The 13,899-nt window shown below is 31.8% G+C and carries 15 protein-coding genes; 4 read left to right on the forward strand and 11 right to left on the reverse strand.

Annotated features, from left to right (window positions below; translation table 11 throughout):
• Positions 1–2 precede the first annotated feature (2 nt).
• The 7 genes from yidC to ruvX form a co-directional block, all read right to left on the reverse strand.
• Positions 3–1,889 (reverse strand): membrane protein insertase YidC, encoded by a 1,887-nt coding sequence (gene yidC / locus ACWNT5_RS13030; RefSeq protein ID WP_299607990.1) that lies wholly within the window; start codon positions 1,887–1,889, stop codon positions 3–5.
• Positions 1,890–1,980: 91 nt separating this feature from the next.
• Positions 1,981–3,624 (reverse strand): CTP synthase, encoded by a 1,644-nt coding sequence (locus ACWNT5_RS13035; RefSeq protein ID WP_456517568.1) that lies wholly within the window; start codon positions 3,622–3,624, stop codon positions 1,981–1,983.
• 253 nt (positions 3,625–3,877) lie between these two features.
• On the reverse strand, positions 3,878–4,567 hold the full coding sequence (locus ACWNT5_RS13040; RefSeq protein WP_299607996.1) for a hypothetical protein: 690 nt from the start codon (positions 4,565–4,567) through the stop codon (positions 3,878–3,880).
• Between the two features lie 171 nt (positions 4,568–4,738).
• Complete coding sequence (locus tag ACWNT5_RS13045) at positions 4,739–5,158, reverse strand: DUF5606 family protein (RefSeq protein WP_299607999.1); 420 nt, start codon at positions 5,156–5,158, stop codon at positions 4,739–4,741.
• A 111-nt stretch (positions 5,159–5,269) separates the two neighbouring features.
• Positions 5,270–5,860, reverse strand: a complete 591-nt coding sequence (gene def / locus ACWNT5_RS13050) for a peptide deformylase (protein ID WP_299608002.1) — start codon at positions 5,858–5,860, stop codon at positions 5,270–5,272.
• A gap of 49 nt (positions 5,861–5,909) precedes the next feature.
• Positions 5,910–6,254: a four helix bundle protein gene (locus ACWNT5_RS13055; RefSeq protein ID WP_456517569.1), complete on the reverse strand. Its 345-nt coding sequence runs from the start codon at positions 6,252–6,254 to the stop codon at positions 5,910–5,912.
• Positions 6,255–6,287: 33 nt separating this feature from the next.
• A complete protein-coding gene (gene ruvX / locus ACWNT5_RS13060; RefSeq protein WP_456517570.1) occupies positions 6,288–6,698 on the reverse strand; it encodes a Holliday junction resolvase RuvX in 411 nt (136 codons plus the stop codon).
• Positions 6,699–6,824: 126 nt separating this feature from the next.
• Between ruvX and ACWNT5_RS13065 the strand changes: the two genes are divergently transcribed.
• Together ACWNT5_RS13065 and ACWNT5_RS13070 are read left to right on the forward strand one after the other, a co-directional pair.
• Positions 6,825–7,640 carry a 2,3,4,5-tetrahydropyridine-2,6-dicarboxylate N-succinyltransferase gene (locus ACWNT5_RS13065; RefSeq protein WP_456517571.1) on the forward strand — a complete coding sequence of 272 codons (816 nt, stop codon included), beginning with the start codon at positions 6,825–6,827 and terminating at the stop codon, positions 7,638–7,640.
• Positions 7,641–7,796: 156 nt separating this feature from the next.
• On the forward strand, positions 7,797–8,861 hold the full coding sequence (locus ACWNT5_RS13070) for a glycosyltransferase family 9 protein (RefSeq protein ID WP_456517572.1): 1,065 nt from the start codon (positions 7,797–7,799) through the stop codon (positions 8,859–8,861).
• On the opposite strand, the gene ACWNT5_RS13075 is transcribed toward ACWNT5_RS13070, so the two are convergent.
• A complete protein-coding gene (locus tag ACWNT5_RS13075) occupies positions 8,858–9,727 on the reverse strand; it encodes a glycosyltransferase family 2 protein (protein ID WP_456517573.1) in 870 nt (289 codons plus the stop codon). The two genes, ACWNT5_RS13070 and ACWNT5_RS13075, sit on opposite strands and share 4 nt — an antisense overlap.
• A gap of 18 nt (positions 9,728–9,745) precedes the next feature.
• On the opposite strand from ACWNT5_RS13075, the gene ACWNT5_RS13080 reads away from it, so the two are divergent.
• A complete protein-coding gene (locus ACWNT5_RS13080; protein WP_456517574.1) occupies positions 9,746–10,507 on the forward strand; it encodes a glycosyltransferase family 2 protein in 762 nt (253 codons plus the stop codon).
• A 5-nt stretch (positions 10,508–10,512) separates the two neighbouring features.
• Here the strand turns inward: ACWNT5_RS13080 and ACWNT5_RS13085 are convergent, their stop codons facing one another.
• The 3 genes from ACWNT5_RS13085 to ACWNT5_RS13095 form a co-directional block, all read right to left on the reverse strand.
• Positions 10,513–11,295 carry a lipopolysaccharide kinase InaA family protein gene (locus ACWNT5_RS13085; RefSeq protein WP_456517575.1) on the reverse strand — a complete coding sequence of 261 codons (783 nt, stop codon included), beginning with the start codon at positions 11,293–11,295 and terminating at the stop codon, positions 10,513–10,515.
• 69 nt (positions 11,296–11,364) lie between these two features.
• Positions 11,365–12,165, reverse strand: a complete 801-nt coding sequence (locus ACWNT5_RS13090; RefSeq protein ID WP_456517576.1) for a glycosyltransferase family 2 protein — start codon at positions 12,163–12,165, stop codon at positions 11,365–11,367.
• 12 nt (positions 12,166–12,177) lie between these two features.
• A complete protein-coding gene (locus ACWNT5_RS13095; protein WP_299608027.1) occupies positions 12,178–13,125 on the reverse strand; it encodes a hypothetical protein in 948 nt (315 codons plus the stop codon).
• Positions 13,126–13,233: 108 nt separating this feature from the next.
• On the opposite strand from ACWNT5_RS13095, the gene ACWNT5_RS13100 reads away from it, so the two are divergent.
• Positions 13,234–13,875: a class I SAM-dependent methyltransferase gene (locus tag ACWNT5_RS13100; RefSeq protein WP_299899710.1), complete on the forward strand. Its 642-nt coding sequence runs from the start codon at positions 13,234–13,236 to the stop codon at positions 13,873–13,875.
• Positions 13,876–13,899: the final 24 nt, after the last annotated feature.

A 13,899-nucleotide genomic window follows, 5' to 3' on the forward strand; every position in this document is an offset into this window, starting at 1 on the left:
AATTATTTCTTTTTAGCTTTTTGTTGTTGCTCTGCTTGTTCCATTAATTCTTTCATCTTCTTCTGGAACTTTCCTTGCTTTTTCGGTTTCTTCTTATTCTCCTGAATTTTAGCATGAATTTTATCTTCATCTATAATAACATTCTTAATCACTAGCATAATACCAATAGTAATTAAATTAGAGATAAAATAGTATAATGATAACCCACTCGCATAATTATTAAAGAATACTAACATCATCAATGGCGATAAATACATGATAAACTTCATGTTTGGCATTCCTGGTTGCTGCTGTTGCATGGTTTGACCTGTAGTCATCATCATATAAATAAAAATAGCAATCGAAGCTAATATTGGGAATAAGCTGATGTGATCTCCATAGAAAGGAATTTCGAATGGAAGTTTCGCTATGGTATCATAACTAGATAAATCATCTGCCCATAAAAAACTCTTCTGTCTAAGATCAAAAGCACTTGGAAAGAAATTAAATAAGGCATAGAAAACTGGAATCTGCATTAGAGCTGGTAAACAACCACTCATTGGGCTTGCACCTGCTTTGCTGTACAAGGCCATAGTTTCTTGTTGCTTTTTCATCGCATTATCCTTATACTTTTCATTAATCTCATTGATTTCAGGGCGTAAAATTTTCATTTTAGCCTGAGAAACATAAGATTTATAGGTTACAGGGGACAATACAATTCTCACTACAATAGTCATTACTATGATCGCAATACCATAAGGCAAGAAACCACTTAGTAAGCTAAAAAACGGAATAAATAAATATCTATTAATGAACCCAAAAATACCCCATCCTAATGGTACGATCTCATCAAGATTGCGATCATAAGAACTTAAGATTTTATAATCCGTAGGCCCATAATACCAGTCCATATTATAATTTAATTCTCCTCCATTTAACTCTAAAGGAACTGTAGCTGCAAATTCTTTAGTAACCTTTATATCCTTATCATCTAAATCACTGGTATTTGCAATATTTTTAGAAGCCATAGTGGCTGTTTTAAACGGAGTATCCGTTAATAAAACCGAAGTAAAGAAATGTTGCTTAAACCCAATCCAGGTTACATCTTCTTCTTTTTCCTCTGCAAAATCACCTTGACCAGTATAATCATCTTTTCCACCATCATATTCAAACAGAATTTCTGTATATCTATTTTCATATGAAGCACTTTTCGCTTGTCTTATCGCTTGTAATTTCCAATCTAAGTTTATAGGTTGACTGCTATTGAATACTTGCTGTAATCCTTGTGATCTTATCGAAAAATCTAACATATATTCATTAGGTTTCAACTCATAACGATATTCCAAAAATTGAGATTCTGAAACCTTCCATTTCATAGATAAAACACTATTCTCACCATTTTTGGTCAATGAAGGTTCAAAAAACAGGTCTCTCGTATTTAAAATTCTATTGTCTGTAGTTCCGAAATTCAGATTGAAAGATGCATTCTTTCCATCTTTGATTAAATATAGTGGAACGGAATCATACGTTTTGAAGTTCTTAAGCAATGCTTCATCAATATATCCTCCTTTGTTATTAATTTTTAGACTTAGAACTTCATTTTCAATTGTGGTAACCTTATCTACTGCAGATGGCAAACTAGCTGAATAAGCTACCACTCCTAAAGTAGATTTAGCTTGTACCATTGCCAATGAATCTTTAGGATCTACTGCTACAGCTTTGCTCTCGGGAACAAAATCGGTTGCTACATTCTCACTTTCATTTTTCTTAGCTTCAACTTGTTCTTGTTCTGCTTTTTTAGCTTCAATTTCTTCTGGTGTAGGTTTATTGATATAAAACATCCACGCAAAAATTCCAAATATTAGAACAAATCCAATTACTGTATTAAGGTCAAATTTCTTTTCTTCCATTGATCTGTGTATAAATACTCTCGTATATGATTAACTAATCAGACACGTTTTCTTAATTTTTGTTACTTTTTATTGTCAATTATCTCGCCACTTAAGATTTTTGTGCCACTTTGGCACTTTTGGAGGAGTTAGCATACGTTACGGCTGCTTTTACAAATGCCACAAACAAAGGATGAGGATTTGCAACTGTACTCTTATATTCTGGATGATATTGAACTCCAACAAACCATGGATGTTCAGGGATTTCGATAATTTCTACTAATCCTGTTTTTGGGTTCACTCCTGTAGTTCTTAATCCTGCCTTTTCTAATTGCTCTTTATATTGATCATTATATTCGTAGCGATGACGGTGTCTTTCAGCGATCAAAGAAGTTCCATATGCCTCGGATACTTTACTGCCTTCTATTAACTCGCAATCCCATGCCCCCAATCGCATAGTGCCTCCCATATCGGTAATATTCTTTTGCTCTTCCATTAAACTAATAACTGGATTAGCAGTGTTTTCGTCTACCTCAACAGAACAAGCATCCTTTAAACCTAAAACATTACGAGAGTATTCTATAACTGCCATTTGCATTCCTAAACAGATACCGAAAAATGGTAATCCTTTCTCCCTAGCAAACTGAACAGCCTTAATTTTACCTTCTATCCCTCTTTCTCCAAAACCAGGAGCTACCAATACACCATCTAAGTGCGCTATTTTATTTTCAATGGTTTTTTCATCTATATACTCTGAATGAATACTCTCTACATTCACTTTTACTTCATTCTCAGCTCCAGCATGAATAAATGCTTCTAAAATTGATTTATAAGAATCTTGTAATTCTACATACTTACCAATTAATCCAATAGTTACTTCACATTTCGGATTTTTATGTCTTTTCAAGAAATCATTCCATTTATCTAAATTAGGAACATTATCGTCTCGCAACACTAATTGTCTTAAAACTACTGTATCTAAGCCTTCTTCAAGCATTAAATTAGGCACATCATAAATCGTAGAAGCATCAATAGACTGAATAACTGCCTCTTTTTTAACGTTGCAGAATAAGGCTAGTTTTCTTCTTAGATCTTCTGATAATTCGTGTTCGGTACGACATACCAAAATATCAGCTTTAATTCCGCTTTCCATTAAGGTCTTTACACTATGCTGAGTAGGCTTTGTTTTTAATTCACCAGCAGCAGATAGATACGGAATTAATGTTAGATGAATAACCAATGCGTTGTTATCTCCTAATTCCCATTTTAATTGTCTTACCGCTTCTATATAAGGCAAAGATTCTATATCACCAACAGTTCCACCTATCTCTGTAATTACGATGTCATAATTACCACTTTTTCCAAGAATTTGTATTCTTTCTTTTATCTCATTTGTAATATGAGGAACTACCTGTACGGTCTTACCTAAGAACTCACCTCTACGTTCTTTTTCGATAACACTCTGATAAATCCTACCAGTAGTAACATTATTTGCTTGTGAAGTAGGAGTATTCAGAAAGCGTTCGTAATGCCCTAAATCTAAATCAGTCTCTGCACCATCATCAGTTACATAGCATTCTCCATGTTCATAAGGATTTAAAGTTCCTGGATCAACATTTATATAGGGATCTAGTTTTTGAATCGTAACTCTATATCCTCTCGCCTGAAGTAATTTTGCTAATGAAGCTGCTATAATTCCTTTTCCAAGAGATGAGGATACACCTCCAGTTACAAAAACATATTTGGTATTAGCCATGTAAACTTTACTATTTATTGTAGGGTTGTGTTTAAATTTTGCGCAAAAATACAAAGAAGAACCCAAATAAAGCATTGAAAACTAGGCAATATTTGCATTACTTATCCATAATTCTTCAACAGTATAAAAAACTGAAAATGAACAAAAAAACATTCCACAAACAAGAAAAAACCAGTCAGTTGACTGGTTTTTATATAGTTTTCTATTATTTTCTTAGTGTTTAAATTTAAATAAGAATATAGAATTATTAATCTTATCTTCTATAAAGCCTGAAAGAAGATATATCATCATTCCAGTTCCTAACTCCAAAGGGCCAAGATCCATATGTGAGTTTTTCTAGATCTCTATACTCCGTTAACCTACCATAACTATTAATAAATGTAGATCTATCAGTGTATCGAGCATCTTTATATATCCCTAAGTTAAAAGCACCAGACAGTTTAAGTGATGTTATATTATCACCCCATATTCTACCATCGACAGGCATATATATAGTATGTAAATTATACTGAGAAGTAGAAAATACCTGAGAAGGCCCAGCAAAATTTCTATCTCTAAAAACTTTAACTCCATAGAAATTATCATTTTTTTCTATATTTTGATTTTCGACTAAAGTTTCGATTGACTTTTTATACACATCTGATTTTTTATAAACATTTAGATTATCATAAAGGTAAAATATATTCAAATCATCACCATTAACAACAGACACCAAATCTCGTAATTCAAAAATTTGCTTTAGATTTTCATTGTCCCTTCCTTCGATTATTTTAGGTTTATTCTTTTCAGAGAAATCAATTTGCAAACTAAATGTTTTGCCCTCATATATATATTTATATTCTTCAATTTTTTTATCCAAAGATAAATTTTCTAGAGTATTTATTTCATCTTTAGTGCACGATATAATAAAAATTGATAAAAGGATTAAAAACAGTTTTTTCATTTTAATTTAGGTTTTAAATTAGTAATTTGTAATCACCCATCACAAGTGACTTTCATTACATTAGTGACCTGAGCAAACATTTTGTTATTATTAAAAACAGTTAATATTTTCTTAAAAAAAGAAAATCCCATCCATACAGGATAGGATTTTAATTTTGCCAAAAAAGAAATTTTATTCTTCTTCATCAGACCCTGATGCTTCCGGATCTTCAAAATCAGTAATTCCTTTAGCTTGTAAAATATTATACCATTGTATTACTTTTTTCATATCACTTACATATACCCTATCCTCGTCATAATCCGGTAATACTTCACTAAAGTATGATTCTAATTTATTTTTGGACTCTTTATGACTTATCGCTTTTTCTCCATTTTCTTTTTCCTGAATCCTTTTAAAGATCTCTCTTAGAGGAACTTCTTCAGTAAAAGTATAAATCGCAATCTCACTAAGAATACTAACATTATTCTGAATACTAACAGAAAGTTTTTTTCCATCTGCTAATGATTCGGCTACAAACCCACTTCGTGTTTGCGCTTTTAATTCATATAAACCTGGTTTTCCAGAAATTGATAAAATTTTGTCTAAGCTCATAAATTTCTTTTTCGAAGTTGGCAAATATCAATAGTTCAATTTTAAAAATCAAACTTTAGCCAACATAAATAATTAAGATACTTCTATATTTTTATTAAATACGATAAACTGTTAACGTCCCTTTTTAGCTAACGGAAATTTCATTCTATAATCTGCATTGATCTTACCTTTAGAGATATTCGTAAGCTTTCCTTTAATCAAACGCTTTTTAAGACTGGATAGTTTATCTGTAAATAAAATTCCTTCGATATGATCATACTCGTGCTGAATTACTCTCGCTGCCAAACCACTATAAGTCTCCGTGTGCTCCACAAAGTTTTCATCGAAGTAGTTTATTTTGATCGTTTCCTTTCTAAAGACATCTTCACGAACATCTGGAATACTTAGACAACCTTCTGTAAACCCCCATTCTTCTCCAGTTTCTTCAACAATGGTGGCGTTTATAAAGACTTTTCTAAATCCTGTCAATACTTCTTTTTCTTCTTCAGAAAGCTCATCATCATCCGCAAAAGGTTCTGCGTCCACTAAAAACAAACGAATAGGAAGTCCTATCTGCGGAGCTGCTAATCCAACACCATGTGCATTATACATGGTTTCAAACATATTTTCTAACAATTCTGAAAGCTTAGGATAGTCTTTATTAATTTCCTTTGCTTTCTTCTTTAAAACCGGATCACCGTATGCTACAATTGGTAAAATCATTTAGAATTTATAATTTTTATTGGATAATGAATAATCCAAACTTATTAATTTAAAGGTTTTTCGAAGCTGTTATTCTGCTTGAAATAAAAATAGTTGTTAATTCTTTAGCCTCATTTAATGCTTTATCTAATTCACTTCCTTGGACTAAATCTTCATCTTTAAGAAATTCAATCCAGAATATACATTCATCAGATTCTTCTATTACAATACTTAGTTTAGAAACGAATCCTTTTTTAGTTTGAGCTAAACAAGCTGCTCTATAATTTGCCGCGACAGATGTTGAACACCTTATTAACTGACCTTCTACATGCTTGCCTAACTTATTAGAAGGAAGATCAAGTGCTAATTTAACACATTGATGAGCAAAATTTTTTGATCTTATCTTCAAATCCATAATAAAAACACAATATTCATTAAAAAATATTCATTATAAATTATAAAGATAATCCTGTAATATAATAGTGGCACTAATTTGATCTACTAACTTTTTATCTTGTCTTTTCTTTTTAGATATCCCACTGGCGATCATTGTATCAAAAGCCATTTTAGAAGTAAATCGCTCATCTATTCTTTTTATCGGAATTTCAGGCAAAATTTTTGATAATTTTTCTAAAAACGGTTGAATCAGCTTCTCACTTTCAGACGCCTCTCCATGCATCCTTTTAGGTTCTCCCACAACAAACAATTCTACATCTTCACTAGCAACATAATCTCGCAGCCAACCTAGTAATTCTTTTGTATCCACAGTAGTTAATCCAGATGCGATGATCTTAGATTCATCTGTTACCGCAATACCACATCGTTTTGCTCCATAATCTATTGCCAGAATTCTTGCCATATACTATTTTGTGCAAAAGTATGATAATATTATAATATAGTGCGAATTATTAAGACTATCCTAAAATATTTAATCTGTCTATGTTTTTCCATCGAAGCTATTATCTTTACCAAAATTTTTTAATACATGGACCAACTAAAAGAAACCATAGAAAAAGCGTGGGATAACAGAGAGCTTTTAAAAGAATCAAAAACACAAGAGGCTATAAGAAAAGTTGTAGACCTATTGGATGCTGGAGACCTTCGTGTAGCAGAACCTGTAGAAGGTGGATGGCAAGTAAATGAATGGGTAAAAAAGGGAGTTGTACTTTATTTCCCAATTCAAAAAATGGAAACCTTAGAAGCAGGTATTTTTGAGTACCACGACAAAATTCCATTAAAAAGAGGATATGAAGCCAAAGGGATTCGTGTAGTACCTAATGCTGTTGCTCGACATGGTGCATATATTTCTGCGGGAACTATTTTAATGCCAAGTTATGTAAATATTGGAGCTTATGTAGACGAAGGAACAATGGTAGACACCTGGGCTACAGTTGGTAGTTGTGCTCAGATAGGAAAAAATGTACACCTAAGTGGTGGTGTTGGAATCGGTGGTGTATTAGAGCCATTACAAGCAGCTCCTGTAATTATAGAAGATAATGCATTTATTGGATCTCGATGTATTGTTGTAGAAGGAGTTCGTGTGGAGACTGAAGCTGTACTAGGTGCTAATGTTGTACTTACAGCCTCTACTAAAATTATAGATGTTACAGGTGATACACCTGTAGAAATGAAAGGAGTGGTGCCTGCTAGATCAGTAGTAATCCCAGGAAGCTATACTAAGAAGTTTGCTGCTGGAGAATATAATGTTCCTTGTGCATTAATTATTGGTAAAAGAAAAGAAAGCACCAACAAAAAGACTTCTCTTAATGACGCTCTAAGAGAGCATGATGTAGCTGTATAATTAGAAATAAATCAGTATACTTGTGAGCTTGTCTTTTACTAGACAGGCTCATTTTTTTAAATCATAAACATGAAATGAGTCATAAAACTCTGTTGATACTTATCTAAATAATTCTTGACGAATTACATATGACAATTAAAAAATAAAAAAGAGCAGATGAAAATATTAGTCATTCAGCAAAAGATGATAGGTGATGTTCTTACGAGCACCATTATTTGTGAAGCACTCACCTATAAATATCCCGATGCTACCATTGACTATTTAGTAAACTCGAATACAAAACCTGTAATTCTTGAAAATCCATATTTTCATAACATCATAGAATTTAAAAACGAATATCGAGAAAGTAAGAGAGCCTTTTATTCTTTTTTAAAGAATATTAAAAAATCTAAATATGATTTAGTAATTGATGCCTATGGCAAACTAGAAAGCAACCTCATCTCTTATTTTTCGAAAGCTCCCAAAAAAATATCTTTTTACAAATGGTATACACAATTTATTTACACCAAGGTTATTCGAAGAAAACCAGAACCCATCACTAATGCATCTATAGCTATAGAAAACCGTTTACGATTAGTACATAACGAAGAGGAATTAGCCACTAATATTATTCGCCCGAAAATTTTCCTCACAGATAAAGAAAAGAAAACATCCAAATCGTATCTGGAAACAAACGGAATTACCTCTGAAAGAAAACTTATTATGATAAGTGTATTAGGAAGTGAAATTAGGAAAACACTACCATTTGAATATATGGCAACGGTAATTGATGAGATTGTATCTAGTACGAAAGCCAATATCTTATTTAACTATATTCCAAATCAAGAAGCTGATGCAAAAGCTATTTACGAGTTAACCTCTGAGGTGACTAAGGAACATATTCATTTCAACGTTTTTGGAAAAAGCTTACGAGAGTTCATTGCCATACTTTCGCATTGTGATGCTTTAATTGGTAATGAAGGTGGCGCTGTAAACATGGCCAAAGCACTAGGCAAATCAACTTTCACTATTTTTTCTCCTTGGATTATTAAAAAAGATTGGAATATGTTTGAAGATGAACATCAACATGACTCTGTTCATCTGTACGATTTTAAACCTGAATTATATGGAGATAAAACTCCTAAACAAATGAAAGATCAAGCTTTAGAATTATACAAGAGCTTATCTTCCGAATTAATCATTCCTAAATTAAGGTCATATCTCGAAAAATTAAATCGTTAATCCTTTTCGATTCCAAACGGAGTCCTAATGACTTTTTCGCGCTTAGTGACTTTTCGAATTGCCTTATTTTTGGTGATCATTTCTGGTGCAACATAACCTCTTTCGTGATGTAAATGCAGACATATGGCACTATATCTTATTTGTTTCGCCTTAATACCCAAATTAAACAAACGTTCACCTATCTCTCTATCCTCTCCACCATATTGCATACGTTCATCAAATCCATTCACTAGCAAAACATCTTTTTTCCAACCCGAAACATTCATTCCATCCCAAGTGGCTTTTGTAGGTGTAATAAAATTTAAAAACCGTTCCTTAAATCCTTTGGAAGTAAGCTTATTTAATTTAAAGGAAGATTGCAATCCTTTCGATAGAAGCCAATCCACATCAAAACATCGTTGACTTACGATATCATTTTTTGTAATTTCTTCAGAAATATCTTTAGGTAATTTAAAATAACCACCAGATAAAAACCAACCTGATTTCCGAAGTTTTAAATGAGTTGCTACAAAATCATTTCTGGGAATACAATCTCCATCTGTAAACAATAAATAATCGGAATTAGCCAAGGGTATTGCTTTATTTAAAATAACCGTCTTACGAAACCCAAGATCTTGATGCCAAACGTGTTCTATTTGCAATCTTGAAGTTTTGCAAAACTCATTGATCATTGTTTTAGTTTCTTCGGTAGAACCATCATCTGCGATGATAATTTCAAAATGATCTACTGTTTGATTTTCATAACCGCATAAAACTTTTTGCAACCACATAGGTTGATTATACGTACTTATGATAACTGTTATTTCTGGTAATTGCATTGCCGTAAAAATAACTATTTTTGCACGATACGCTATATTTAGCCTCATCAATCTTAAAACATCCGAATGATTAAACTATCTGCTGTTATTATTACCTATAATGAAGAAAAAAAAATAGAAAGATGTTTATCCTCTCTTGTGGGTGTTGCAGATGAAATAGTAGTTGTAGATTCCTTTTCTACAGATCGAACAGAAGAGATTTGTAAACAATTCGGCGTTACTTTCATTAAACAACAGTTTTTAGGATATATCGAACAAAAAAATTTCGCAATCACAAAAGCTTCTTATGATCATATTATTTCTTTGGATGGAGATGAAGCTTTATCAGCAGAACTTCAAAATTCTCTAATACAGTTAAAATCCAATTGGATGTATGATGGCTATTATGTAAATAGATATAATAACTTCTGCGGTCAATGGATACAGTTTTCTGATTGGTATCCTGATAAAAAACTAAGAGCATTCATAAAAGGCAAAGGAGAATGGCAAGGCATTAACCCCCATGATTCCTTTAAATTATACGACTCAAAAAAAGCATCAAAACTCAAAGGTGATCTCTTACACTGGAATTATGCCACCTATCAAGAATTTAATTTAAAAACAGACAAGTTTTCTTCTATATCTGCGCAATCTTATTTTGAGTTAGGAAAGAAAGCACCCCTTTGGAAAATTATAGTTAATCCCACTTGGGCATTTTTTAAAGCTTATTTTCTACGTCTTGGTTTCTTAGATGGTTTTAATGGTTTTGTAATTTCGGTTCAAACTGCCAATATTACCTTTCTCAAATATTCTAAACTAAGAGAGCTAATTCAGAAAAACAGACGGTAAGAGAATTATTGTTCATCGCGATACTTCTTCTTCCAAAAGAAGATTTTTCGTTTTAATTTTCGTTTGCTATGATATCTATTTTGGAACTCTTGAGTATACTGCCACATTAACCTGAATACTTCTGACTCTTCTTCTCCTGTGCATTTTGCATACTCATTACTCATAACTCGTATCATCGACTCGTGAATTGTTAAACGTGCAAAGTTTTTGATTCTCGTTTCAAAATCCATTTCACCAAACTCCATCCTATTCAAGTCTACAAGATAGAACTCGTAACCTTCGGTTGTTCTTTTGATTAATGTGTTTCCAGGTGAATGATCTAAGAAATTCACTCCATTTTTATGTAATTCATAGGTAAATCTAGTAAAAGCTCTAAGTATGCTCTCATGATCAGAAATGCTAAAGTCTGTAGTCAATTCTCGATACGTAAGGTCACAATCCACAAGTTCACTCACATAAAAACTCTTTTTAAATAAAAGAGGAGTCATTCTAATTTCATAAGCTATAGGAAAAGGTGTTTTAATCCCTAAGTCTAGTAGCTTATTAGCATACATATAAGATCTTTCAGCTTTGGATTTCCTAAAAAATCGATATGCTACTTGATTAACGATATTAGGAATTTTAAAGGATTTTATAGTGTAATTCTTACTTTCAAGATCTACTATTTTGATCACGTTACGTTCTGCATCTCCTAATATCTTTGTATAACTATCGAAATTGTCAATAGCATCTTTTACTACCGATTCTAGATTTATTTTAGAAGAATGTACTACAAATCTTTTTGACATTTTATTTCGGATTTATAAATGACCTGAATTTTATAGATTCTACAATTTATCTTGATAAATACTTTAATCTTACTTCAAGTATTTATCAATACCATTATCACATCTTGTAATTCTTTCTGCTATTGTTTTGTTTTGAATTTCATTACCCTTCTCCGGATTTTCCAACACCGCTTTTTTATGATAGATATGAAAACATATTCCAGCAAATTTTAACCTCTTAGGCATAATCCCCATAAATGTTAAGCGTTGTCCGAAATCATAATCTTCGAATCCCCAACCTAAAAAATCTTCATTGTATCCATTGATGGCAATAGCATCCTTTCTCCAATAAGACATATTTGCTCCTCGTAGCTTGGTGGAAATGGCTTCATCAGGTTTTCTGTTTTTATACACAAACGGTAGATACAGCATTCTCATTCGCTTTTTAAGACCACTAGAAAAAATAGTAAGATCTATTTTCTTAGCAGACAATAACCGTTTAGATTTTTCTTTTGTTAATGTTACTCGTGTACCATACAAGAACATTTTATCTCTACTAGCATTTAAATGATCTTTTATGAAATGTTTATGCAAAATAATATCACCATCAATCTGAACAATATAATCAGATTTTATTTTGGCTATCGCCTTATTTAGGATCAGAGTTTTTGTAAACCCATTGTCCTCATGCCAAACATGATGTAACGGAACAGAAAAACTGTTCTTATAAGTATCAATCAGCGTTTTTGTTTCTTCTGTAGAGCCATCATCTGCTATGATTACTTCCGTTGGTAAAACTGATTGCTTCAAAACACTTTTTAATACTAAATTTAAGGCATCTGGCCAATTATATGTAGAAATTAATAATGCTACACTAGGATATTCTTTCATACGTATAAACTTCTAAAATCCAAAAACCTCATCAACCCAAAAAGGCAAAGTATATTTATCATAAATCTCCTTAGGAATGGGTTCATACGGAGTATCAAAAAAAGCTTTAGGGATATCTATATCTTTTTTGTCAATGATCAAAATATTATTAGGGTTATAAAAATCATACGTCGCAATATCTTTATTGGTCGTTATCAATTTTTTAGAAAACCCCATACTTTCAAAAACTCTAAAAGTTAGCCCAGATTGATTTTCTCTATGAACATCTAATAAAACATTGGATTGCGCAATAAATTCTTCTACCTGCTCCAGGTTCATAGTATTCTTGGTGTATGTAATTTGGGTATCATCCTTAAAACCTTCGGTTTTTCCTACAATTACTATTTTGTAATTGACTTCAATTTTATCCAAAGCTCTGGCTATATTTTGAATTACTCCATCGCGTTTTCCAGACGAACTGATATTAAAAACATCCTGCTGTGGTTTGCTAGGACTTGTTAATTTTTCTTTATAAATAAAATTGGTAATAAACGAAAAATCAAACTGTTTGACATCATCTTTTTCAAAAGAGAAAGCCTTGTCAAACTCATTATATATTTTAGCAATCTTGGGAGACCTTTTATAATTATCATTAAAAAAACCAAGCAATGTATCTGTGTAAGGTTTGATTTGTTGAATGAAATCAGGATTTAAAAAATCTCCTTTGATAATTAAAATTTTATCCTGATGCCCATTCTTATTTAGTTCTTCAAGAATTTTTTTCTCTAAAAACTTCTTTTTTATGTTATATTTAAAAAATAGTTTTGCAAAGAAATTAAAAACCTTATGGAAGAATGAAGGATACTTATAGCGTAGTTGATAAAAATTGATTTGACTCACCTTTATCCCTCGACGCTCTAATTCTTTGGCAATAAATTGATTAAAACCCCAATTATCCAGGCTTATTAGTGTAACTTTCATATAGACAAATATCGTACAATATTAACAATTATATTAAACAACCAGACTGTTTTAGAATAAAACTAATTCACTCATAACAAATTTCTCTAACAAAAAATAAGAAGATCCATGGATTACGATAATAAACCCGATAACTATTTTAATAACACACGTCATGAAATGTTGGATTTTCTTCCTAAAAACACAAAAACGTTATTGGATGTAGGATGCGGTGAAGGGGCTTTTGCTTCTATGATAAAAGAAAAATTTCAAACCGAAACATGGGGTATTGAATTAATGAAGGAAGAAGGAGAAAAAGCAAAAAAACTCCTAGATAAAGTATTTATTGGAGAAGTAGAAGGTTTTATAGATGAGCTCCCAGATGACTATTTTGACACTATCTATTTCAATGACGTTTTGGAACATTTAGTAGATCCATATGTGGTGCTAGAAAAAATGAAAAGCAAATTATCCAAAGATGGCGTAATCATTAGTTCTATTCCGAATATGAGATATCACAGTGCTTTAAAGAATTTAGTACTGAATAAAAATTGGGAGTATGAAGATCATGGTATCATGGATAAAACTCACTTAAGGTTTTTTACGGGAAAAAGTATAGCCAATATGTATACCAGATTAGGATATAAGATTATTACCCACAAAGGGATAAATAAAACTAAATCCATCAAACCATATTTTTACAACTTACCTTTCCTATTTACTGCGATGGACATGAGGTATCTACAATATGCCACTGTGGTAAAAAAGTAACTATCTAAATTACCTAAACAAACA

Source organism: Aquimarina sp. 433, assembly GCF_054054605.1.